This window comes from Caenimonas aquaedulcis, assembly GCF_015831345.1.
GTDB lineage: Bacteria > Pseudomonadota > Gammaproteobacteria > Burkholderiales > Burkholderiaceae_C > Ramlibacter > Ramlibacter aquaedulcis.
On the sequence record NZ_JADWYS010000001.1, the window covers coordinates 478,921 to 501,626 of the forward strand.

Annotated in this window: 27 protein-coding genes; 23 read left to right on the forward strand and 4 right to left on the reverse strand. The window is 68.0% G+C overall.

The window, feature by feature from the left end:
• Positions 1-2 precede the first annotated feature (2 nt).
• From pilW to I5803_RS02235, 17 genes are all read left to right on the forward strand, one after another.
• Positions 3-833, forward strand: a complete 831-nt coding sequence (gene pilW / locus I5803_RS02155) for a type IV pilus biogenesis/stability protein PilW (protein ID WP_196984778.1) — start codon at positions 3-5, stop codon at positions 831-833.
• Entirely contained in the window at positions 826-1,764 is a 939-nt protein-coding gene (locus I5803_RS02160) for a helix-turn-helix domain-containing protein (protein WP_196984779.1), read from the forward strand. The genes pilW and I5803_RS02160 overlap by 8 nt, the downstream gene beginning before the upstream one ends.
• Entirely contained in the window at positions 1,764-3,038 is a 1,275-nt protein-coding gene (gene ispG, locus I5803_RS02165) for a flavodoxin-dependent (E)-4-hydroxy-3-methylbut-2-enyl-diphosphate synthase (RefSeq protein ID WP_196984780.1), read from the forward strand. The genes I5803_RS02160 and ispG overlap by 1 nt, the downstream gene beginning before the upstream one ends.
• Before the next feature lie 12 nt (positions 3,039-3,050).
• On the forward strand, positions 3,051-4,358 hold the full coding sequence (gene hisS, locus I5803_RS02170) for a histidine--tRNA ligase (RefSeq protein ID WP_196984781.1): 1,308 nt from the start codon (positions 3,051-3,053) through the stop codon (positions 4,356-4,358).
• Positions 4,359-4,413: 55 nt separating this feature from the next.
• Positions 4,414-5,106, forward strand: coding sequence for a YfgM family protein (locus tag I5803_RS02175; RefSeq protein ID WP_196984782.1), 693 nt, complete (start codon positions 4,414-4,416; stop codon positions 5,104-5,106).
• Positions 5,103-6,272 (forward strand): outer membrane protein assembly factor BamB, encoded by a 1,170-nt coding sequence (bamB, locus tag I5803_RS02180; protein WP_196984783.1) that lies wholly within the window; start codon positions 5,103-5,105, stop codon positions 6,270-6,272. The genes I5803_RS02175 and bamB overlap by 4 nt, the downstream gene beginning before the upstream one ends.
• Positions 6,273-6,293: 21 nt before the next feature.
• Complete coding sequence (gene der, locus I5803_RS02185) at positions 6,294-7,631, forward strand: ribosome biogenesis GTPase Der (RefSeq protein ID WP_196984784.1); 1,338 nt, start codon at positions 6,294-6,296, stop codon at positions 7,629-7,631.
• Between the two features lie 115 nt (positions 7,632-7,746).
• Entirely contained in the window at positions 7,747-7,995 is a 249-nt protein-coding gene (gene hfq, locus I5803_RS22185; protein ID WP_196984785.1) for an RNA chaperone Hfq, read from the forward strand.
• A gap of 6 nt (positions 7,996-8,001) precedes the next feature.
• A complete protein-coding gene (gene hflX, locus I5803_RS02195; protein WP_231402323.1) occupies positions 8,002-9,195 on the forward strand; it encodes a GTPase HflX in 1,194 nt (397 codons plus the stop codon).
• 41 nt (positions 9,196-9,236) lie between these two features.
• Positions 9,237-10,565 (forward strand): FtsH protease activity modulator HflK, encoded by a 1,329-nt coding sequence (gene hflK, locus I5803_RS02200; RefSeq protein ID WP_196984786.1) that lies wholly within the window; start codon positions 9,237-9,239, stop codon positions 10,563-10,565.
• A 12-nt stretch (positions 10,566-10,577) separates the two neighbouring features.
• Positions 10,578-11,483: a protease modulator HflC gene (gene hflC / locus I5803_RS02205; protein ID WP_196984787.1), complete on the forward strand. Its 906-nt coding sequence runs from the start codon at positions 10,578-10,580 to the stop codon at positions 11,481-11,483.
• Between the two features lie 8 nt (positions 11,484-11,491).
• On the forward strand, positions 11,492-11,680 hold the full coding sequence (locus I5803_RS02210) for a DUF2065 domain-containing protein (RefSeq protein WP_196984788.1): 189 nt from the start codon (positions 11,492-11,494) through the stop codon (positions 11,678-11,680).
• Positions 11,681-11,756: 76 nt separating this feature from the next.
• A complete protein-coding gene (locus I5803_RS02215) occupies positions 11,757-12,917 on the forward strand; it encodes an ATP phosphoribosyltransferase regulatory subunit (protein WP_196984789.1) in 1,161 nt (386 codons plus the stop codon).
• 25 nt (positions 12,918-12,942) lie between these two features.
• A complete protein-coding gene (locus I5803_RS02220; RefSeq protein WP_196984790.1) occupies positions 12,943-14,271 on the forward strand; it encodes an adenylosuccinate synthase in 1,329 nt (442 codons plus the stop codon).
• A 14-nt stretch (positions 14,272-14,285) separates the two neighbouring features.
• Positions 14,286-14,810: a phosphoribosyltransferase gene (locus tag I5803_RS02225; RefSeq protein ID WP_196984791.1), complete on the forward strand. Its 525-nt coding sequence runs from the start codon at positions 14,286-14,288 to the stop codon at positions 14,808-14,810.
• A 31-nt stretch (positions 14,811-14,841) separates the two neighbouring features.
• Positions 14,842-16,053, forward strand: a complete 1,212-nt coding sequence (locus I5803_RS02230) for a PLP-dependent transferase (protein WP_196984792.1) — start codon at positions 14,842-14,844, stop codon at positions 16,051-16,053.
• Between the two features lie 65 nt (positions 16,054-16,118).
• Positions 16,119-16,307 carry a hypothetical protein gene (locus I5803_RS02235; protein WP_196988651.1) on the forward strand — a complete coding sequence of 63 codons (189 nt, stop codon included), beginning with the start codon at positions 16,119-16,121 and terminating at the stop codon, positions 16,305-16,307.
• On the opposite strand, the gene mnmH is transcribed toward I5803_RS02235, so the two are convergent.
• Both mnmH and I5803_RS02245 read right to left on the reverse strand, forming a co-directional pair.
• Positions 16,304-17,368: a tRNA 2-selenouridine(34) synthase MnmH gene (gene mnmH, locus I5803_RS02240; RefSeq protein WP_196984793.1), complete on the reverse strand. Its 1,065-nt coding sequence runs from the start codon at positions 17,366-17,368 to the stop codon at positions 16,304-16,306. The two genes, I5803_RS02235 and mnmH, sit on opposite strands and share 4 nt — an antisense overlap.
• Positions 17,365-18,027 carry an arylesterase gene (locus I5803_RS02245; protein WP_196984794.1) on the reverse strand — a complete coding sequence of 221 codons (663 nt, stop codon included), beginning with the start codon at positions 18,025-18,027 and terminating at the stop codon, positions 17,365-17,367. Before I5803_RS02245 ends, mnmH begins: the two co-directional genes overlap by 4 nt.
• Here I5803_RS02245 and I5803_RS02250 point away from each other — a divergent pair.
• The 6 genes from I5803_RS02250 (at position 18,026) to I5803_RS02275 (ending at position 21,523) form a co-directional block, all read left to right on the forward strand.
• Positions 18,026-18,697, forward strand: coding sequence for an ABC transporter ATP-binding protein (locus tag I5803_RS02250; protein ID WP_196984795.1), 672 nt, complete (start codon positions 18,026-18,028; stop codon positions 18,695-18,697). The genes I5803_RS02245 and I5803_RS02250 overlap by 2 nt on opposite strands.
• 25 nt (positions 18,698-18,722) lie before the next feature.
• Positions 18,723-19,457 carry a 23S rRNA (guanosine(2251)-2'-O)-methyltransferase RlmB gene (gene rlmB / locus I5803_RS02255; RefSeq protein ID WP_196984796.1) on the forward strand — a complete coding sequence of 245 codons (735 nt, stop codon included), beginning with the start codon at positions 18,723-18,725 and terminating at the stop codon, positions 19,455-19,457.
• Between the two features lie 13 nt (positions 19,458-19,470).
• Entirely contained in the window at positions 19,471-20,040 is a 570-nt protein-coding gene (locus I5803_RS02260) for a GNAT family N-acetyltransferase (protein WP_196984797.1), read from the forward strand.
• A 68-nt stretch (positions 20,041-20,108) separates the two neighbouring features.
• Positions 20,109-20,600 carry a GNAT family N-acetyltransferase gene (locus tag I5803_RS02265; protein ID WP_196984798.1) on the forward strand — a complete coding sequence of 164 codons (492 nt, stop codon included), beginning with the start codon at positions 20,109-20,111 and terminating at the stop codon, positions 20,598-20,600.
• Positions 20,597-21,097: a GNAT family N-acetyltransferase gene (locus tag I5803_RS02270; RefSeq protein WP_196984799.1), complete on the forward strand. Its 501-nt coding sequence runs from the start codon at positions 20,597-20,599 to the stop codon at positions 21,095-21,097. The genes I5803_RS02265 and I5803_RS02270 overlap by 4 nt, the downstream gene beginning before the upstream one ends.
• Positions 21,098-21,112: 15 nt before the next feature.
• Positions 21,113-21,523: a PaaI family thioesterase gene (locus I5803_RS02275; protein WP_196984800.1), complete on the forward strand. Its 411-nt coding sequence runs from the start codon at positions 21,113-21,115 to the stop codon at positions 21,521-21,523.
• A gap of 6 nt (positions 21,524-21,529) precedes the next feature.
• Here I5803_RS02275 and I5803_RS02280 read toward each other — a convergent pair whose 3' ends face one another.
• Together I5803_RS02280 and I5803_RS02285 are read right to left on the reverse strand one after the other, a co-directional pair.
• Positions 21,530-22,102 carry a chromate transporter gene (locus I5803_RS02280; RefSeq protein WP_196984801.1) on the reverse strand — a complete coding sequence of 191 codons (573 nt, stop codon included), beginning with the start codon at positions 22,100-22,102 and terminating at the stop codon, positions 21,530-21,532.
• The gene (locus I5803_RS02285; protein ID WP_435520835.1) at positions 22,099-22,701 is read right to left on the reverse strand and encodes a chromate transporter; all 603 of its coding nucleotides are present in this window, start codon (positions 22,699-22,701) and stop codon (positions 22,099-22,101) included. The genes I5803_RS02280 and I5803_RS02285 overlap by 4 nt, the downstream gene beginning before the upstream one ends.
• Positions 22,702-22,706: the final 5 nt, after the last annotated feature.

The window sequence follows — 22,706 nt, forward strand, 5'->3', positions numbered from 1 at the left end:
CGATGACGAACGCCGCCGCGGTCCGCCGCGACCCGAGGAAGCTGCTGGCCTGGGCCTGGCTGGCGGGTGCGCTGCTGGTTGCCCTGGGCGGCTGCGCATCCCCTTCGCGGCCCGAAGGCGGCGGGGCGCCCGACATCCTGACCGAGTCCGATGAACCCGAAGCGCGGCGTCGCGCCCGCATCCGCATGGAATTGGCCGTCGGCTATTTCGAGCAGGGCCAGACCAACGTGGCACTCGACGAGCTTAAGCAGGTGATCGCGATCGATCCCGCCTACCCCGATGCGTACAACCTGCGCGGGCTGATCTACATGCGGCTGAACGACATCCGGCAGGCCGAGGAGAGCTTTCGGCGCGCCGTGTCGCTCAATCCGCGAGATGGCAACGTCCAGCACAACTACGGCTGGCTCCTGTGCCAGCAGGCCCGCTACGAAGAGGCGGGCCGTGCCTTCGAGGCGGCGATGGCAAGCCCCGTCTATCCCGGCCGCGCGAAGACCTTGATGGCGCAGGGCATCTGCGAGGCGAAGGCGGGGCGGCTTGCCGAAGCCGAACGTTCGCTCGCCCGGTCGTACGAGCTGGACGCGGCGAACCCTGTCACCGGGTACACGCTGGCGGGGCTGCTGTTTCGCCGCGGAGACTTCGTGCGGGCCCAGTTCTACATCCGGCGCCTGAACAACAGCGATGCCGCGAACGCGGAAACCCTGTGGCTCGGCGTGCGCGTGGAGCGCAGCCTGGGAGACCGCGTGGCCATGCAGCAGCTCGGCGACCAGCTCAAGAAGCGCTTCCCGCGCACCCGCGAGGCGCTCGCGTACGACCGCGGAGCCTTCGATGAGTGAGTCCTGGGCGCAAGAAGGGCAGGATGTCCAGGCGCCCCCGGCGGCCGCCGATTCCGTGACCGCCGGCGCCTTGCTGCGCCAGGCCCGCGAAGCAGCCGGACTGCACGTCGCCGCCCTGGCCGTGGCACTCAAGGTGCCGGTGCGAAAGCTGGAAGCCCTGGAGGACAACCGCTGGGACGTGCTGACCGATTCGGTGTTCGTGCGCGCGCTGGCGTCCAGCGTCTGCCGCAACCTGAAAGTCGATCCGCAGCCCATCCTGGACCGATTGCCCCGCACGCCGGCGCCTCGGCTGATGCAGGCCAGCGAAGGGATCAACGCCCCGTTCCGCGCGCCGAGCGATGCGGCGCCGCCCAGCTGGTACGACCAGGTGACGAAGCCGGTCTTCCTGGTCGTGTTCGCCATCCTGCTGGGGGCCATCGTGATCATCCTGCTGCCTGCGCGCCATGAGGCGCCGCCCGTGGCGCTCATGCCGACGGAGGCGCAACCTGTCCTGGTGCCGCCACCCAATCCGGCGCCGACGATGGACATTCCGGCTGCCGCGGCTTCCACGCCCGTGGCGGCAGCCGCCCCGCCGGTGGCGCCGGCGCCCGCAGTGAGCAGCGCTGCGCCGCCGGTGGCCGCCCCGTCCGCCGCAAGTTCGGGCGCCACTGCCAGTGCCAGTGCGAGTGCACCCGCCGCGCCGGCCGCTCCCGCCAGCGGCATCGTCGTTGTCCGCACGAAGGGCCAGTCCTGGGTGGAGGTGACGGATGCCAGGGGCGCCATGGTGCTGCGGCGGCAGATGGAGTCCGGCGAGGCCGCCGGCGTCTCCGGTGCGCTGCCGCTTCGCGTGACGATCGGCCGGGTGGACAACACGGAGGTGCAGGTGCGCGGCAAGTCGTTCGACCTGCGCCCGGTGTCGCGCGACAACGTCGCGAGATTCGAGGTCAAGTGATGTCCGACTGCCTTCCCATCGAACCCGCTGCGCCCAAGGCGCGGCGATCCCGCCAGGCGCGCGCCGTCTGGGGTTCTCGCACCGTCACCATCGGCGGCGATGCTCCCGTGCGGATTCAGTCGATGACGAATACCGACACGGTGGATGCGATCGGCACCGCGATCCAGGTGAAGGAACTCGCGATCGCCGGCTCGGAGCTCGTGCGCATCACCGTGAACACGCCCGAAGCCGCCGCGCAGGTCCCGTACATCCGCGAGCAACTCGATCGCATGGGTATCGACGTGCCGCTGGTGGGCGACTTCCATTACAACGGCCATCGCCTGCTCACCGACTATCCGGATTGCGCCCAGGCCCTGTCCAAGTACCGCATCAACCCCGGCAACGTGGGCAAGGGCGACAAGCGCGACCGCCAGTTCGGCCAGATGATCGAGGCGGCGATGCGCTGGAACAAGGTCGTGCGCATCGGCGTCAACTGGGGCAGCCTCGACCAGGAACTGCTGGCCCACCTCATGGACGTGAACAGCGCGCGCGCCCAGCCGTGGGAAGCGAAGTCCGTGATGTACGAAGCGCTCATCTCGTCGGCTGTCGAATCCGCGCACCGCGCCGTCGAAATGGGCATGGACGCGAACCAGATCATCCTGTCGTGCAAGGTGAGCGGCGTGCAGGACCTGGTTTCGGTCTACCGGGAACTCGCGAAGCGCTGCGACTACGCCTTGCACCTCGGCCTCACCGAAGCGGGCATGGGCACCAAGGGCACGGTGGCGTCGAGCGTGGCGCTCGGCATCCTGCTGCAGGAAGGCATCGGCGACACGATTCGCGTGTCGCTCACGCCGCAGCCCGGCGAATCACGCACGCAGGAGGTCGTGATCGCCTCGGAAATCATCCAGTCGCTGGGCCTGCGCAGCTTCGTGCCGAGCGTCACCGCGTGTCCCGGATGCGGCCGCACCACCAGCACCACCTTCCAGGAACTCGCCAAGCAGATCGACGACCACCTGCGCGCCAACATGCCGGTGTGGCGCGAGAAGTACCCGGGCGTCGAGAAGATGAAGGTCGCCGTGATGGGCTGCATCGTGAACGGTCCCGGCGAGAGCAAGCACGCCGACATCGGTATCAGCCTGCCCGGCAACGGCGAGGCGCCGGCCGCGCCGGTCTTCATCGACGGCGAGAAAGCGCTCACCCTGCGCGGCGACAACATCGCCAACGAATTCCACCAGCTCGTCGAAAACTACGTCGAGAAGCGGTTCGGCCACCCCGAAGTGGCAGAGCACGCCTGACTCCCTGAACACATGGCCGAGAAACTGAATGCCGTCAAAGGCATGAACGACATATTGCCGGGCTCCGTCTCGCGCAAGGAAAAACTGCCCACGTCCGCAATCTGGCACTGGTTCGACGGCGTGGTGCGCGACGTGCTGGCGCGCTACGGCTACCAGTACATCGTGACCCCGGTGGTGGAGCCGACGGCCCTGTTCGTGCGGGGCCTCGGCGAGGTGACCGATATCGTCGAGAAGGAAATGTATTCCTTCGTCGATTCCATGAACCAGGACCAGCTCACGCTGCGGCCGGAAGCCACGGCCGGCATCGTGCGTGCGGTGGTGCAGCACAACGCCCTCTACAACGGGCCGCTGCGCATCTGGACCATGGGCCCGATGTTCCGCCACGAGCGCCCGCAAAAGGGCCGTTACCGCCAGTTCCACCAGCTGGACGTGGAAGCCCTCGGCTTGCCGGGGCCGGATGTCGACGTGGAATTGATCCTCATGGGGCGCGCGCTGTGGCGCGAGCTGGGACTCGTCGAAGGCGAGCAGGTGCGCCTCGAAATCAACAGCCTGGGCCAGTCCGCGGAACGCGCAGCCCACCGGCAGGCGCTCGTGGGCTACCTCGAGCAGCACATGGACGTGCTCGACGAAGAGGCCCGGCGGCGCGTGCACACCAACCCGCTGCGCGTGCTGGACAGCAAGAATCCTGCGATGCAAGCGGTGCTCGAAGCCGCGCCGAAGCTGCTCGATTTTCTCGGCGCCGAATCCATCGCGCACTTCGATGGCCTGCGGACGCTGCTGGATGCTGCGGGCGTCGCTTACCGCATCAACCCGCGGCTCGTGCGGGGCATGGACTACTACAACCTCACGGTCTTCGAGTGGACGACCGACCTCCTGGGCTCCCAGGGAACGATTTGCGGCGGCGGACGCTACGACGGCCTGATCGAGCAGATGGGCGGCAAGCCGGCGCCGGCCATCGGGTTCGGCCTCGGCATCGAACGCCTGCTCCTGCTCGTGCAGGAACTGGACCTGCCCGTGCCCGCGGGCCTCGCGCAGGTCTACGCAGTCATCCCGGCCGAAGCGGCGGTCCCGCGTGCGCTGCCGTTCATCGAGAAACTGCGTGCGCAGGGCCTGAGCGTCTTCATGCATGCCGGCGGGGGCAACTTGAAGAACCAGTTGCAGAAGGCCGATGCGAGCGGGGCGGCCTTCGCGCTGATCTTCGGGGAGCAGGAACTGGCGTCCAACACCGTCAAGGTCAAGCTGCTGCGCGACCGTGACGCCGCGCAACTGGAAGTGCCGCTCGACGACGGCGGCGCCGCGACGATATCGCAGCTGCGCTAGGGCGCACGCCCACCCTCATACAATCGCAGGCTCGCGAGCAGGACACACAGCAACAATGGCAAACAATCTCGACCTCGAGGAACAGGAACAGCTTGACGAGCTCAAGCACTTCTGGAACGAGTACGGCAACCTCATCACCTGGGTGGTGATTCTCGTGTTCGGCGCCATCGCGGCGTGGACCGGCTGGCAGCGCTGGCAGGCTTCGCAGGCCGCGCAGGCGGCCGCGCTCTACGACGAGGTGGACCGCGCCGCGCAGGCGGGGGACACGGAACGCGTGCAGCGCGCCTTCGCGGACATCAAGGACAAGTTCGGGTCCACGACTTATGCGCAGCAGGCCGGCCTGGTGGCGGCCAAGACGCTGGTCGAAAAGGGCAACACCGACGGCGCCAAGGCGGCGTTGGTCTGGGTGGCCGACAAGTCGTCGGACGATGGCCTCCAGGCGCTTGCGCACCTGCGCCTCTCGGCGATCCTGATGGACGCGAAGGCGTACGACGAAGCTTCGAAGCAGCTCGCCGGAGAGTTTCCCAAGGACTTCGAACCTTTGGTGGCGGATCGCCGCGGGGATATCCTGAGCCTCCAGGGCAAGAAGGCCGAAGCCAAGGCCGAGTACGCCAAGGCGTACACCGGCCTGGACGAACGCAACGAGTACCGCCGCCTGGTGGAATTCAAGCTGAACGCGCTGGGCGTCGATGCGCAAAAACTCGCGGCACCTGCCGCCACCGCAGCTTCCGGAGGCGCCAAGCCATGACCCATTTCCCCAGGATGCGCGCACGCTCCGCGCTGGCCGCGGCCTTCGCCGCGGCAACGCTCTCCGGCTGCTCGATGCTGCCGTCCATGCCGTCCTTCCTGAGCTTCGGTGGATCCGACAAGGTCAAGCCGGCCGAACTCGTGCCCAACCCTGGCCTGATCGGCGTCCGGCAGGCATGGACCTCGCGTGTGGGCGAGGCCAACTTCCCGCTGGCCGTCAACACGTCGGGCGGCATGCTGGCGGTCGCGGGCGGCGACGGCACCGTGGCGGTCATCGACCCGGCTTCCGGGCGGGACGTCTGGCGTGCGAACGCCGGCGCCCCGATCGCCGCAGGTGTCGGCAGCGACGGCACGACACTCGCCGTCGTCACGCGTTCGAACGAACTGGTGGTGATGTCCGCCGGCAAGCAGGCGTGGCGGCAGAAGCTCTCCGCGGTGGCATACACCGCGCCTTTCGTCGCGGGCGGCCGCGTATTCGTGCTGACGGCGGACCGTGCCGTGTCCGCCTACGACGGCCAGACCGGCCGCAAGTTGTGGCAACAGCAGCGCCCGGGCGAGCCGCTCGTCCTGCGCAACGCGGGCGTGATGCTCGCCGTCGGCGATACGCTGGTGGTGGGGCTGTCGGGCCGGCTGGCCGGACTGAACCCGCAAAACGGCACGGCGCGCTGGGAGGTCCCCATTGCCTCGCCGCGCGGCATCAACGACGTCGAGCGGCTGGTGGACCTCGTAGGCCCCGTGAGCCGCGTCGGCAACAACCTGTGCGCGCGGGCTTTCCAGGCCAACGTCGGCTGTGTCGACGCCTCCCGCGGCGCCCTGGTGTGGGTCAAGCCCGCCAATGGTCACGAGGGACTCACTGGCGACGAAAAGACCGTCTTCGGTGCGGAAGCCGACGGCAAGGTCCTGGCGTGGAAGCGCGAGAACGGCGACAGGGCCTGGACGAGCGAGCTGCTGCTGCACCGCGGCCTGTCGGCGCCCCTGGCACTGGGCCGCTCGGTGATCGTGGGCGACAGCAGCGGCTTCGTGCACATGCTGTCGCGCGAAGACGGCAAGCTGCTCAACCGCCTGGCCACCGACGGCTCGGCGATCGTCGGCGCGCCCGTCGCCGCGGGCAACACGATGGTCGTGGTCACGCGCAACGGCGGCGTGTACGGCTTCGTGCCCGAATAACCCAACACGAGACCCACCGACGTGAAACCCGTGATGGCCCTGGTGGGCCGCCCCAACGTCGGCAAGTCGACCCTGTTCAACCGGTTGACCAAGTCGCGCGACGCCATCGTGGCGGACTTCGCCGGCCTCACACGCGACCGCCATTACGGCAACGCGAAGCACGGCAAGCACGAATTCATCGTGATCGACACCGGCGGCTTCGAGCCGACGGCCGAGAGCGGCATCTACATGGAGATGGCCAAGCAGACGCGGCAAGCCGTGGCCGAAGCCGACGTCGTCATCTTCGTCGTCGATGCGCGCGGCGGCCTCTCCGCGCAGGACTACGACATCGCCAAGTATCTGCGCAAGCTGGGCAAGCCCACGGTGCTGACCGCCAACAAGGCCGAGGGCATGACCGAAGGCGTGCAGCTCACCGAGTTCTACGAGCTCGGCCTGGGCGAGGTCCACGCGATTTCCGCAGCGCACGGCCAGGGCATCCGCAGCCTGGTCGAGGAGGCACTGGCGCCCCTCGGGCTGTCGGAAGAAGACGAAGAAGAGACGGCGCCGGACCCGACGGTCATCAAGCTCGCCGTGGCCGGTCGGCCCAACGTCGGCAAGTCCACGCTGATCAACACCTGGCTGGGCGAGGAGCGCCTGGTTGCCTTCGACCTGCCCGGAACCACGCGCGATGCGATCACGGTGCCTTTCGAGCGCAACGGGCAGAAATTCGAACTCATCGATACCGCGGGCCTGCGTCGCAAGGGGAAGGTCTTCGAGGCGATCGAGAAGTTCTCCGTCGTGAAGACGCTGCAGGCCATCGAATCGGCCAATGTGGTGCTCCTGCTGCTCGACGCCACGCAGGGCGTGACGGACCAGGATGCCCACATCGCGGGCTACATCCTCGAAAGCGGCCGCGCGGTGGTGCTGGCCGTCAACAAGTGGGACGCCGTGGACGAGTACCAGCGCGAGCAGGTGCACCGGCAGATCGAGACGCGGCTCGCATTCCTGAAGTTCGCGACGATGCACCTCATCTCCGCGAAGAAGCGCCAGGGGCTCGGGCCGGTGTGGCAGTCCATCGCCGCCGCCCACCGCTCCGCCATGATCAAGATGCCCACGCCGGTGCTCACGCGCCTGCTCCTGGAGGCCGTGGCGTTCCAGCAGCCCAAGCGAGCCGGCATGTTCCGCCCCAAGCTGCGCTATGCGCACCAGGGCGGGATGAACCCGCCGGTCATCGTGGTGCACGGGAACTCGCTGGAGCACGTGACGGACTCCTACAAACGCTTCCTGGAAGGGCGATTCCGCGCGGAATTCAAGCTGGTGGGCACCCCGCTGCGGGTGGAGATGAAGACCTCCCACAACCCTTACGCGGACAAGGATTAGGCGCCCGGCGCGGCACTGCCGCCGGATTTCGCCCGCAGCCTACTTGCACGGCCGTCTTGCTGTGGTAAGGTGCAGTTTCCAACAACACTTCCGAACACGGAACACGGAGAATATCGTGAGCAATAAAGGGCAGTTACTACAAGACCCCTTCCTCAACACACTGCGCCGCGAGCACGTGCCGGTCTCCATCTACCTGGTCAACGGCATCAAGCTGCAAGGCCAGATCGAGTCCTTCGACCAGTACGTGGTCCTGCTGCGCAACACGGTGACCCAGATGGTCTACAAGCACGCCATCTCCACGATCGTGCCGGGACGCGCCGTGAACTTCCAGGCCGCCGAGAGCACCGAAGCCGGCGCCGCCTAACGCGCATTGAGTTTTCCCACACCGCCAAACCACCCCTCCACCCCCGCGATCCTCGTCGGTGTGGACCTGGGGCTGCCCCATTACGACGCCGAGCTGGAAGAGCTCGGCCAGCTCGCCGAAACCGCAGGCATGACCCCGGTGGCCCGCGTTTCGTGCAAGCGCAAGGCGCCCGATACCGCCCTGTTCATCGGCAGCGGCAAGGCCGACGAGATCAAGGCGCTGGCAGCGCAGACGGGTGCGCAGGAAGTCCTGTTCGACCAGTCGCTGAGCCCGGCCCAGCAGCGCAACCTCGAGCGCCACATCGAACTCCCCGTGAACGACAGGACGCTGCTCATCCTCGAGATCTTCGCGCAGCGCGCCCGCAGCCACGAGGGCAAGCTGCAGGTCGAGCTCGCGCGCCTGCAGTACGTGAGCACCCGGCTCGTCCGCCGCTGGTCCCACCTGGAACGCCAGACGGGCGGGGCGGGTGTGCGCGGCGGCCCGGGCGAAAAGCAGATCGAGCTGGACCGGCGGATGATCGGCGATGCGATCAAGCGCACGCGAGAGCGCCTGCAGAAGCTCAAGAAGCAGCGGCAGACGCAGCGCCGCCAGCGCGAGCGCCGCGGCGCGTTCACGATTTCCATCGTGGGCTACACGAACGCCGGCAAGTCCACGCTCTTCAACGCGCTGGTCAAGGCCCGTGCGTATGCGGCGGACCAGCTCTTCGCCACCCTGGACACCACCACCCGGCAGTTGTACCTGGCCGATTCGAAAGACGAGAACGGTGTCGGCCGGAGCGTGTCGCTCTCGGACACGGTGGGCTTCATCCGCGACCTGCCGCACGGCCTCATCGATGCCTTCCAGGCCACCTTGCAGGAGGCCGTCGACGCGGACCTGCTCCTGCATGTCGTGGACGCCTCCAATCCCGACCACCCGGAGCAGATCGCCGAAGTGCAGCGCGTGCTGCACGAGATCGGCGCCGCGTCGGTTCCCCAGGTGCTCGTCTTCAACAAGATCGACGCGCTGCCCCCCGAACAGCGGCCCCGCGAGTTGCTCGACGTCTACGACCTCGACGGCCATCGCGTGCCGCGCATCTTCACGAGCAGCCGCACCGGCGAAGGGCTGGCCCTCCTGCGCCACCAGCTGGTGGAAGAGCTGGCCGGGCGCCCGGCCGATGCAAGCCCCCAGGGGGATGCGGAATTAGACGAAACGCCGGCGTGATTGGGCACAATCCGCCTGCAACAAGAAAGTAAACGAAGCGCATGAACCTCGCCACGAACCTCTTATCCCGGATCAGGGGACTGTTCAACCTGAACGATCCGCGCTGGGGCCGGGGCGACGACCACAAGTCGGAGGGCAACCGCCCGGATCCCCAGAAGCCCGACAACGGCCGCGGTCCCAACCAGGGACCGCCCGACCTCGACGAACTCTGGCGCGACTTCAACCGCAAGCTCGGCGGCCTTTTCGGCGGCGGCCGTGGCAAGAAGCCCGACAACGGCGGCAACTTCGGCGGTGGCGGCGGCAATTTCCAGCCCGACATGAAAAGCGCCGGGATCGGTGCGGGCCTGGTGGCCGCGGTGGTCGTGCTGATCTGGCTCGGCACCGGCTTCTTCATCGTCCAGGAAGGCCAGCAGGCCGTGATCACCCAGTTCGGCCGCTACAAGTCGACGGTCGGCGCGGGCTTCAACTGGCGCCTGCCGTACCCGATCCAGCGCCATGAGCTGGTGTTCGTCACGCAGATCCGCTCGGTGGACGTCGGCCGGGACAGCATCGTGAAGGCCACGGGCCTGCGCGAATCCGCGATGCTCACCGAGGACGAGAACATCGTCGAGATCAAGTTCGCGGTGCAGTACCGCCTGAGCGATGCGCGCGCCTGGCTCTTCGAGAGCAAGAACCCGCAGGACGCCGTGGTGCAGGCCGCGGAGACTTCCGTGCGCGAAGTCGTCGGCAAGATGAAGATGGACTCGGCGCTGTCCGAGGAACGCGACCAGATCGCGCCGCGCGTGCGCGCGCTCATGCAGACCATCCTGGACCGCTACAAGGTCGGCGTCGAAGTCGTGGGCATCAACCTGCAGCAAGGCGGCGTGCGGCCTCCCGAGCAGGTGCAGGCCGCCTTCGACGACGTGCTCAAGGCCGGCCAGGAACGAGAACGCGCCAAGAACGAGGCGCAGGCCTACGCCAACGACGTGATTCCACGTGCGGTGGGCGCGGCGTCGCGCCTGAACCAGGAGGCCAGCGCGTACAAGGCGCGCGTGGTCGCGCAGGCGCAGGGCGATGCGCAGCGCTTCAAGTCCGTGCTGGCCGAGTACCAGCGCGCGCCGCAGGTCACGCGGGACCGGATGTACATCGACTCCATGCAGCAGATCTACAGCAACGTCACCAAGATCATGGTGGATTCGCGCCAGGGCTCGAACCTGCTCTACCTGCCGCTCGACAAGATCATGCAGCAGGTCGCTCAGGGCGGGGCCGCCGCGGCGGTCGACCCGGTGCCTGCGCCGGGCGCAGCCCCTTCGCCGGTCCCGCCGCCCTCCGCCGGGACGGATTCCCGCACCCGCGACAACTCGCGCACGCGCGACCGCGAAACGCGATAAGGGACCAGAACAATGAACAGAATCGGATTCGTCGTCACCTCGGCCCTCGTGGCCCTCGCGCTCCTGAGCTCGATGCTCTTCGTCGTGGACCAGCGCCAGTTCGGCGTGGTGTACGCGCTCGGGCAGATCAAGGAAGTCATCACCGAACCCGGCCTGAACTTCAAGCTGCCGCCGCCGTTCCAGAACGTCACCTACATCGACAAGCGCCTGCTCACGCTGGACAGCCCGGACACCGAACCCATGCTGACGCTGGAGAAGCAGCGCATGGTGATCGACTGGTACGTGCGCTGGCGCATCACGGACCCGCTGCAGTACATCCGCAACGTGGGCCTGGACGAGGCCGCGGGCGCGAACCAGCTCAATCGCGTCGTGCGCAACGCCTTCCAGGAAGAGATCAACCGCTTCACCGTGCGCGAGCTCCTCTCGATGAAGCGCGAACAACTCATGGCGGACGTCAAGAAGGAAGTCCTGCAGGTCGTGAAGGGAGCCAAGCCCTGGGGCGTGGATGTCGTGGACGTGCGGATCACGCGCGCCGACTACGTCGATGCCATCACCGAATCGGTGTACCGCCGCATGGAGGCGGAGCGCAAGCGCGTCGCCAACGAGCTGCGCTCCACCGGCGGTGCCGAAGGCGAGAAGATCCGCGCCGACGCCGACCGCCAGCGTGAAGTGGCCGTGGCCAACGCCTACCGCGACGCGCAGAAGGTCAAGGGCGAGGGCGACGCCGAAGCTTCGGCCACCTATGCGGAGGCCTTCGGACGGGACGCGCAGTTCGCCCAGTTCTATCGCAGCCTCGAAGCCTACAAGGCCAGCTTCAACAAGAAGGGCGACGTCCTGGTGGTCGATCCGCAGGGCTCCGAATTCTTCAAGGCCTTCCGGGGATCCGCCGGCGCGGCCGCCGCACCCGCCCGCAAGTAGGGCGGGTGTTGGACAGCGACACGATCTGGCTGGCGCTGGCCCTCGTGCTGGTGTTCGAGGGACTCTTTCCGTTCCTCTCGCCGCGCGGCTGGCGCCAGATGTTCCAGCGGCTGATGGCCCTGCACGACGGGCAGTTGCGCTTCTTCGGCCTGTGCAGCATCGTGCTGGGCCTGCTGCTGCTCTGGCTGCTCTCTTGAGCGCTTGCCCCGGAATCGCCGGGTAGCGCGTGCCGGGCGACCTGTAAAATACCGTTTTTAACAGCGCCCCAAAATCATGTCCGCCTGGGTCCTGCCGGATCACATCGCCGATGTATTGCCCTCCGAGGCCCGGCACATCGAAGAACTCCGACGCGAACTGCTCGACACGGCGCGCGGCTACGGGTTCGAACTCGTCATGCCGCCGCTGCTGGAACACCTGGAATCCCTGCTGACCGGCACCGGCGAAGCACTGGACCTGCAGACCTTCAAGCTCGTCGACCAGCTTTCCGGCCGAATGATGGGCCTGCGCGCCGACACCACACCCCAGGTCGCCCGGATCGACGCGCACCTGCTCAATCGGGACGGCGTCGCCCGCCTGTGCTATTGCGGCCCGGTGCTGCACACCTGGCCCGGACGCCCCCACGCGACGCGCGAACCGCTCCAGTTCGGCGCCGAAATCTACGGCCACGCCGGCCTCGAAGCCGATCTGGAGGCGCTGCTCCTCGCCCTGGATTGCCTGAAGGCCACGCAGGTGCGCGACCTCACCGTGGACATGGCCGATGCGCGCATCGTGCGTTCCCTGCTGGCGGGCGTGCCGGTGGATGCCGAAGTGCTGGCGCGCGTGCATGCGGCCCTGGCCGCGAAGGATGCGAGCGAGCTGGCCGCCCTCACGAAGGCATTCCCCACCGCCTCGCGCGAGGGCCTGCTGGCGCTGGTTTCGCTTTACGGCGACTCGAAGGTGCTGGCCGAGGCCGCCAAGGTCCTGCCGTCCACCGCCCCCATGCGTGAAGCCCTGGCCAACCTGCAATGGCTTGCGGGGCATCTCGAAGGCGCGAAGGTGAGCTTCGACCTCGCCGACCTGAGCGGCTACGCGTACTACAGCGGCGCGCGCTTTGCGATCTACACGCCCGGCGCGAGCGACTCGCTGGTGCGCGGCGGCCGCTACGACGAGGTGGGCGCGGTGTTCGGCCGCAACCGTCCCGCCGTCGGCTTCAGCCTCGACATCAAGGAGCTCGTTGCGGTGGCGGTGCGCCCGCCGCTGCGGCCCGCCATCCGCGCCCCCTGGCTGGACAGCGGGACGGGCGCCTCCGAGCTTCGCGCCGCGATCGCTGCGCTGCGGGGCAAGGGCGAGACCGTCGTGTGCGCCCTGCCGGGCCACGACAGCGAAGTGGATGAATTCCACTGCGACCGCCAGCTGGTGCATGACACCGGCCGGTGGGTCGTGAAGGCCATCTGATCTTTTCAATTTTCCGGGAACTGCAATGACGAAGACGAAGGGCCGCAACGTGGTCGTGGTCGGCACCCAGTGGGGTGACGAGGGCAAGGGCAAGCTGGTCGACTGGCTCACCGAGATGGCACAGGGCGTGGTGCGCTTCCAGGGCGGCCACAACGCGGGCCACACGCTCGTGATCAACGGCGTGAAGACCGCGCTGCACCTCATCCCGAGCGGGATCATGCGTCCGGGCGTGAAGTGCTACATCGGCAATGGCGTCGTGCTCTCGGCCGCCAAGCTCTTCGAGGAAATCGAAGGGCTGGAGAAGGCCGGCGTCGAGGTGCGTTCGCGCCTGCGCATCAGCGAAGCCTGCCCGCTGATCCTGCCCTTCCACGCCGCGCTGGACATCGCGCGCGAGACGCTGCGGGAGCAGGGCGGCACCGAGAAGATCGGCACCACCGGCCGCGGCATCGGCCCGGCCTACGAAGACAAGATCGCACGCCGCGCGTTGCGCGTGCAGGACTTGAAGCATCCGGAGCGCTTCGGCGAAAAGCTCAAGGTCGTGCTGGACCTGCACAACTTCGTGCTGACGAAGTACCTCAATGCACCCGCCGTGGACTACCAGCAGGTCTTCGACGAGGCCATGAAGCATGCGGAGCTGCTCCGGCCGATGATGGCCGACGTGTCGCGCGAGCTGAACGAGGCGCACCTGCACGGCGACAACCTGCTGTTCGAAGGCGCGCAGGGCACGCTGCTCGACGTCGACCACGGCACCTACCCCTACGTCACCTCGAGCAACTGCGTTGCCGGCAATGCCTCGGCGGGCGCCGGTGTCGGCCCCGGCATGCTGCACTACATCCTGGGCATCACCAAGGCCTATTGCACGCGCGTGGGCGGCGGGCCATTCCCGACCGAGCTCGACTGGGCCACGCCGGGCACCGTGGGCTACCACCTGTCCACCGTCGGCGCCGAAAAGGGCGTGACCACCGGGCGCAGCCGCCGCTGCGGATGGTTCGACGCCGCGCTCCTGAAGCGGTCCGCGCAGGTGAACGGCTTATCGGGCCTTTGCATCACCAAGCTGGACGTGCTGGACGGCATCAAGGAATTGCAGCTGTGCACCGGCTACGAGCTGGACGGCGAACATACGGACATCCTCCCGCTCGGCGCGGACGAGATCGCGCGCTGCAAGCCGGTGTACGAGACGCTCGAAGGCTGGACCCAGAGCACCGTGGGCGTGACGCAATACGACAAGCTGCCCGTCAATGCGCGCCTGTACCTCCAGCGCATCGAGCAGGTGGCGGGTGTCCCGATCGATATGATCTCGACCAGCCCCGATCGCGACCACACGATCATGATGCGCCACCCCTTCCTCGCCTGACTGGAGCACACCGAATGTTGACCGAAGACGGCAAGCACCTGTACGTCAGCTACGACGAATACCACAGCCTGATCGAGAAGCTCGCGATCAAGGTCCACCAGTCCGGCTGGAAGTTCGACACCATCCTGTGCCTCGCGCGGGGCGGCATGCGCCCGGGGGACATCCTCTCGCGCATCTTCGACAAGCCGCTCGCGATCATGTCCACCAGCTCGTACCGGGCCGACGCGGGCACGGTGCAGGGCCACCTGGACATCGCGCGCTACATCACCACGCCGCAAGGCGAGATCGCGGGCAAGGTCCTGCTGGTGGACGACCTCGCCGACTCCGGCGCCACGCTGCAGGCGGTGCTCGAGATGCTGCGCACCAGCTACAAGCCGATCACCGAACTGCGCAGCGCGGTGATCTGGACCAAGGGCATCTCCAAGTTCACGCCGGACTACTCGGTGGAATACCTGCCGACGAATCCCTGGATCCACCAGCCCTTCGAAGGCTACGACAGCATGGGGCCGGAGAAACTGCTGGAGAAGTGGAAGGTGTGAGATGCAGGGTGGGCCGCGCTAACATGGCTGCATGAGCCACCAGATCACCGACCTCATCCACCATCCCTACCAGCCCCCGCGCGGTTTCGAAGCGCCCCAGCCGGGGGTCTTCAAGGCCTCCACCGTCATCTTCCCCAATGTCGCCGCCATGCGCGCGCGCGACTGGAAGAACAAGAACGGCTACACCTACGGGCTGCACGGCACCCCGACGACCTTCATGCTGGAAGAGCGCATCGCGGCGCTCGAAGGCGGCACGCAGTGCATCCTGCTGCCCAGCGGCCTGGCCGCGGTGTCCCTCACGGGCATGGCCCTCCTCAAGGCGGGCGATGAAGTCCTGATCCCCGACAACGCGTACGGGCCCAACAAGGCGCTGGCCGAGGGCGAGTTGAAGCAATGGGGCATCACCCACCAGATCTACGACCCGATGAACCCCGACGACCTGCAGGCGCGCATCGGGCCGAACACCCGGCTCGTATGGCTGGAGGCGCCGGGCTCCGTCACCATGGAATTCGTGCCGCTCGCGCAGCTCGCGGCCATCTGCCGCGAGCGCGGCGTGACCTCCGCGCTGGACAGCACCTGGAGCGCCGGGGTCGCCTTCAACGGCTTCGACCTCGGGCCGGCGGGTGCGCGCGTGCCGGGCAGCGGCGCGGACATCGTCGTGCAAGCCCTCACGAAGTACCCCAGCGGGGGCGGCGACGTGCTGATGGGCTCCGTCGTCACGCGCGACGAGGCGCTGCACCTGCGCCTGAAGGGCACGCACATGCGCCTCGGCTGGGGCATCGGGGCGAACGACGCGGAAGCCGTCCTGCGATCGCTGCCCAGCCTCGCGCTGCGCTATCACGCCCAGGATGCGACTGCGCGCAAGCTGGCCGCCTGGTTGCAGGGCCGCGCGGAAGTCGCGCAGCTGCTGCACCCCGCGTTCGGGGACTCGCCCGGGCACCACCACTGGCAAGCCGTCTGCGGGCGGGACGGCGCGGCGGCAGGGCTTTTCTCGGTCGTGTTCGACGAGCGGTTCGGCGCGGAGCGCATCGATGCCTTCTGCGACGCCCTCCGGCTCTTCAAGCTCGGCTATTCCTGGGGCGGCCCGGTCAGCCTGGTGGTCCCGTACGATGTGGCGTCCATGCGCAGTCCACGCCTGGGTTCCTGGCCCAACAAGGGCGTGCTGGTGCGGTTTTCCGCCGGTCTCGAAGCCGTGGATGACCTGATGGCGGACCTGGAGCAGGCCCTGGACCGGCTGGGTTAGCCGCGTTACCCGGCCGCGCGTTTATCGCTTACATTGGTCCCCCGACAGACTGAAACGGAAAGCACGTGGCTACACCCAATTACGGATACGAAAAGCGCCAAAAGGAGCTGGCCAAGAAGCGAAAGAAGGAAGACAAGCTGAGGGAAAAGGCGCATCGCAAGACCGGCACCGGCGGTGAGGGCGAAGGCGACGCGTCATCCGAGGGCAACGGCGACAACGCCTCCCAGAATCCCCCGGCCCCCGCCCAGCCCTAACGGCCCTGCGCCTGCAGGATGTCCCGCGCCAGCGCCGCCATGGCCGCGGGTGAGCGGTCCACCGGCACCACCGGTGTCGCCCTCGGAAATTCCCTGAAATTTCGCGCCATCGACGCGGCATAGCCTGGGTCGTAGTGCTTCAGCAGCAGCTCGCGCACCACGTCTTCCGCCCGGCCCGCCGCCGCCTGGGCCTGCCAGGCTTCCACCACGGCCTTTCCCCTCAATTCCGTCAGCGCCGAGAGCCGCTCCTGGAAGAGCGCGGTATCGGTGACGAAGAAGTCGTAGTCCTCCATGAGCAGCGCCACGCGCTCCTCGTGCGCGAGCTCGAGGCTCAGGCACGGGCTCGCGCGCATGCGGGCGATCAGCGCATCGGGCACGGCGACGTTGCCCACCTTGCGGCTCTCACTTTCCACGTAGACCGGCCGCGAAGGATCGAAGCGCCGCATCGCATCCCACACCAGCGTGTCGTAGCGCTTCTGCGAAGGCTGCGCCTGCCCCGGGATCAGGCCCAGCACCGAACTGCGGTGGCTGGCCAGCGCCTCGAGGTCCAGCACCTGCGCGCCTTCGGCCGCGAGCGCATGCAGCAGGCGCGTCTTGCCCGAGCCGGTGGGGCCGCACACGACGCGGTAGTCGAGGCGGGCCGCGAGGTCGGGCAGGGCGGCCAACACCGCGGTTCGAAAAGCCTTGTAGCCGCCTTCGATCACGCTCACCTTGAAGCCGATCTGGCCCAGCACCAGCGCGAGGGAGCCGCTGCGCTTGCCGCCGCGCCAGCAGTACGCCAGCGGCTGCCAGGTGCGGGGCTTGTCCATGACATGCGCCTCGATGTGGCGGGCGATGTTCTTCGCGACGAGCGCCGCGCCGCGCTTTTGCGCCTCGAAGGGGCTGACCTGCGCGTACAGCGTGCCCACGAGCTTGCGCTCCTCGTTATCCAGGGAGGGCCAGCTGACCGCTCCCGGCAGGTGGTCCAGCGCGAACTCGTCTTCACTGCGCGCGTCGATGATGGAGCTGAAGTCGTCCAGCCGCCCGATCGCCTCGGCGGCAGGGATCATGCGAACGCTCACGCCGCCGCCTTCGCCGGGCGCAAGGCCAGGAGCTTCCTGAGCTCGGGCCAGATGTTGTCCAGGATCTGCGGATGCGCCTCTTCCTTCGGGTGGATGCGGTCGGCCTGGAAGAGCTTCAGCGGGTCCGCGCCGTCGGCGACGCCCTTGAGCATGAACGGCACGAGCGCCGCCTTGTGGGCCTTCGCCACGGAGTCGAACATCGCCGCGAAACGGGCCGAATAATCGCCGCCGTAGTTGGGGGGCACCTGCTGGCCGATCACCAGCACTTTTGCGCCGGCCTTCTGGGACGCGACCACCATCTGCGTGAGATTCTCCTGCGTCATGGCCAGCGGCAGCCCGCGCAGGGCGTCGTTCGCGCCGAGCTCGAGGATCACGACGCCCGGGTGGTGCTGGGCGAGCAGGGCGGGCAGGCGCGACCGCCCACCCGAGGTGGTGTCGCCGCTGATGCTGGCGTTGACGACCTCGACAGCCGCCTTTTCGGCGGCCAGGCGCTTTTGCAGCAACGCGACCCAGCCCGTCCCGCGCTTGAGGCCATACTCGGCACTGAGCGAGTCGCCGACCACGACGATCGAGGTCGGGCCCGCCGCCCCGGCCCGCGCATAAGCTGCGGCTAACGCAGCCGCGATAAAGTGGCGGCGGCTCCAAAACCCATCCAACATGTCCGATCCCATCATTTCCGCCTCGCACGTGTACAAATCGGTGACCGATTCGACGGGCACGCTCGATATTCTGCGGGATATCGATTTTGCCTTGGCCCCGAAGGAGACCGCGGCCATCGTCGGCGCGTCCGGCTCGGGCAAGAGCACCCTGCTGTCGATCATCGCCGGGTTGGATACGCCCACGAGCGGAACGGTTCACCTCGGGGGCACCGATTTGTTTTCGCTGGACGAGGATGAGCGGGCCGCGCTGCGGGCACGGCAGGTCGGCTTCGTCTTCCAGAGCTTCCAGCTGCTGGGCAACCTCACCGCGGTGGAGAACGTGATGCTCCCGCTCGAACTCGCGGGCCGCAAGGACTCCCGCAAGGCCGCGACGGAGATGATGGCGCGCGTGGGCTTGGCGCAGCGCCTGTCGCACTATCCGCGCGTGCTGTCGGGCGGTGAACAGCAACGCGTCGCGCTGGCGCGGGCCTTCGTCGTGCAGCCGGCGGTGCTGCTGGCGGACGAGCCGACGGGAAGCCTCGACTTCGCCACGGGCGAGACGGTGATGGAATTGATGTTCGACCTGAACCGCGAACTGGGCACGACCCTGGTGCTGGTGACCCACGACCGGGCGATCGCGGCCCGCTGCGAGCGGCGCATCACCATCGAGGCGGGGCGGATCGTCGACTGAGCGCCCGGCCACGGATAATCGTGGCATGTCCTCCCCCAAAGTCCTCTTCGGCTTCCACGCCGTCGGCGTCCGCCTCAAGACCGCGCCGCGATCCGTCATCGAGATCTATGTCGATCCCACGCGCCGGGACGCGCGCATGCGGCAATTCCTCGAACGGGCCAACGAGGCCGGGGCGCGCATCATCGAGGCGGACGGCATGCGGCTTGCCAAGCTCGCGGGCAGCCACGGCCACCAGGGGGTGGCCGCGCGTGTGGAAGTCATCCCCGTCTCCAACTCGCTCGACGACCTGCTCGACGGCATCGAAGGGCCGCCGCTGCTGCTCGTGCTGGACGGCGTGACGGACCCGCACAACCTCGGCGCATGCCTGCGCGTCGCGGATGGCGCGGGGGCGCACGCGGTGATCGCGCCGAAGGACCATGCGGTCGGCCTCAATGCGACGGTGGCGAAGGTGGCGAGCGGCGCCGCGGAGACCGTTCCGTACTTCATGGTCACGAACCTGGCGCGTACCCTGGGCGAGCTCAAGGAACGCAGCATCTGGTGCATCGGCACGAGCGACGACGCGCCTCGCACGGTGTACCAGGCGGACCTGAAGGCACCCGTGGCGCTGGTCCTCGGCGCGGAGGGAGAGGGCATGCGCCAGCTCACGCGCAAGACCTGCGACGAACTCGTCAGCATCCCGATGCGCGGCGCGGTGGAAAGCCTGAACGTCTCCGTGGCGAGCGGCGTCTGCCTCTACGAGGCGCTGCGCCAGCGCAGTTGAAGCGAGGACCGCGATGACCGAGCCGCTGCTCATCGACCTGCCCGACACTTTCGAGAGCGAGCGGCTCTCGATGCGCACGCCCCGCGCGGGCGACGGCGCCGCGCTGTTGCCGGCGCTGGAGGAATCGATCGGCCAGCTGCGCATGTACCTCGGGGCGCTGCCGTGGGTCGCCGCGGACCAGACGCTGGAATCGGCCGAGGCGTTCTGCCGCAAGGCCTACGCGAACTTCGCAGGACGGCTGGACTTTCCCTTCCTGATCTTCGAGAAGGCCACCGGGGACATCGCCGGCGTCGTCGGCCTGCATCGCGTGAACTTCGCGGTGCCGAAAGCGGAGATCGGCTACTGGGTGCGCACGTCGTGCGCCGGACGCGGCTACATCACCGAAGCGGTCGAAGCCGCGTGCGATTACGCGACGCGCCACATGCGCGCCGTACGCCTGGAGATCGTCACCGACGAAGACAACCTGCCGTCGCGCCGCGTGGCCGAGCGTTGCGGCTTCACGCTGGAGGGCACCTTCCGCCATGACCGCCGCGCCGCGGCCGGCGACCTGCGCAGCACCTGCTTCTACGCGCGCCTGCCATGAGCGTGGAAGCGCCCAACCCCGCGGTCTCCTATCGTCAAGGGCGCCTGGACGACGCGCTGAATGTTGCGATGCTCGGAACGCATGTCTTCCTCGACACGTATGCGCCCCAAGGCATGCGGCCGCCGCTGGCGCGGGAGGTGCTGGAGCACTTCTCCGTCGAAGCGACAGAGGCTGTCTTGCGCACCCCAGGGACGGTCGTGCTTCTCGCGGAGTCGGCTGGGCACCTGGTCGGGTACGCCCAGCTGGATTCGGGGACGGCGCACGACCTGGTCGACGTCCGTCCCGCCAGTGAAGTGGTGCGCCTCTACGTGCACGAGCGATTCACGGGCCAGGGCATCGGTAAGGCGCTGCTGCGCCGGTGCGAGCAGCAGGCGCGCTCGGACGGCGCCCAGGCGCTGTGGCTGACGGCCTGGATCGGCAATCCCCGCGCGCTGCGGTTCTACGCGGGCCGGGGCTACGCCGACTGCGGGGCGACCGATTACGTGTTCGAGGACGATCATTACGAAAATCGCGTCTTCGTCAAAAGCCTGGACCGGGCTGCGCAGGGGGTCGCGCCATGAGCGGAGTGCGGCTGGACCGGGTTTCCGCGCGCGACCAGGCGGATTTCCTCGAAGCGGCCGGCCGCAGCGCAAGGCTCCATGCGCCGTGGGTCACCGCCCCGGCGACGCCGGAAGCGTTTCGTGCGCTCGTCAAGCGATCGAGGGAGCCGGCCAACGCGAGCTACGTCGTGCGGCACGCGCGCACGGGCGCGCTCGTGGGCATCTTCAACATCAGCAACATCGTCTGCGGCTCGTTCCACAGCGCCTACCTCGGCTACTACGCGTTCGCAGGGCATGAGCGCCAGGGCTTGATGCGCGAGGGACTGCGCCTGCTGCTGCGCACGGCCTTCACCGAGCTCAAGTTGCACCGCCTCGAGGCCAACATCCAGCCGGCCAATGCCGCGTCGATCGCGCTGGTGCGCTCCTGCGGCTTCCAGCTGGAAGGCTATTCGCCCCGCTACCTGAAGATCCGCGGGCGGTGGCGCGATCACGAGCGCTGGGCCATACTGGCCCGCTGAGCCGAAGGAGACCCAATGATTCCTCTCGAAACCCTCCAGCGCATGCTGGACCCGCTCCTTCCCGGCCTAATGGGCGTGAAGCTGACCGTGCTGGAGCCGGAGCGCGTGCTGGGCGAACTCACCGTCCGCCCCGACCTCTGCACCGCCGGCGGCATCCTGCACGGCGGGTCCTACATGGCTTTCGCGGACACCCTGGGCGCTGTCGGAACGGTGATCAACATGTCGGATGGCAAGCGCACCACCACGACCGACTCCAGCACCAAGTTCATCGGGAGCGCACGGGTGGGGACGGTCGTCACCGGCGAGTGCGTGGCATTGCACCGGGGCCGCACGACGATGGTGTGGCAGACCTCCATCCGCAATGCACAGGGCAAGCTGTGCGCCGTCGTCACGCAGACGCAGCTGATCATGGACGCCGCCGCGTAGCGGCGCTCAGACCCAGCCGAACCAGCCCAGCAGCGCGCCCGCGCCCAGCATCCACAGCAGGTGCAGCCGTGTGCGCCACACGACGATGGCCGTGACGATGGTGAGCAGCCACAGCGGCCAGTTCTCCCGGGCGTAGCTGCCGCCGGTGGCGAGGATCCACCCGGTGGCTACCAGCAGCGCGATCACGATCGGCGACATGCCCTGCTTGAAGGCGCGCACGCCGCGCAACTCGCGATTCGCATGGCCCCAGCGCGCCGCCATGTAGGTGAGCGTGGTGCTGGGCAGCATTATGCCGACCATCGTCACCATCGTGCCGAAGAAGGCCATGGCATAGCCGCCCGCGTTGAGGCCCACGTTCCAGCCCATGAGCGCCACGAACAGCACGTTGGGGCCGGGCGCGGACTGCGCGATGGCGACCGAAGCGCTGAACTGCGGGTCGGTGAGCCAGTGGCGCTCGTCCACCAGGTAGCGGTGCATGTCCGGCGCGGTGGTGATGGCGCCGCCGACGGACAGCAGCGACAGCGCGAGGTAATGCACGAAGAGCGACAACCAGTCCGCGCCGGTCATGACGATGTTCATGCGGCCTCCCGGGCGCCGAGGGCGCGGTAGGTGAGGACGCAGGAGATGCCCCCGAGACCGAGCAGCACCCACGCCAGCGGCCAGCGCAGCAGCGCGATGCCGACGAACGAGGCGATGCCCAGCACGATGCACGCTGGGATGCCCAGCGGGTGCTTGCGGATCGCGCCCATCAGCTTCAGGCCCGTCGCGGTGATGAGGCCCGCCGCGACCGCGCCCATGCCGCGCAGCGCGCCGGCGACGTGCGTGTTGTCGGCGAACTGGCCGTAAAGCAGGGCGAGGATGAGGATCAGCACCGAAGGCGCGCACATCATGCCCGCCACCGCGACGACCGCGCCGCGCACGCCGAAGTAGCGGTCGCCGATCATCAGCGCGAGGTTGATCACGTTCGGGCCCGGCATGATCTGCGCGACGGCCCATTCCTCGACGAACTCCTCGCGCGTCATCCACTTCTTCTTCTCGACCAGTTCGCGCTGCACCACGGCGAGCACGCCGCCGAAGCCCTGCAGGGCGAGCAGGGTGAAGGAGATGAAGAGGTCGGACAGCGACTTCGGCTGGTTCCGCGTTTCGGTGGGTGCGGAAGGCTCGGTCGTGGACATCATGGGGG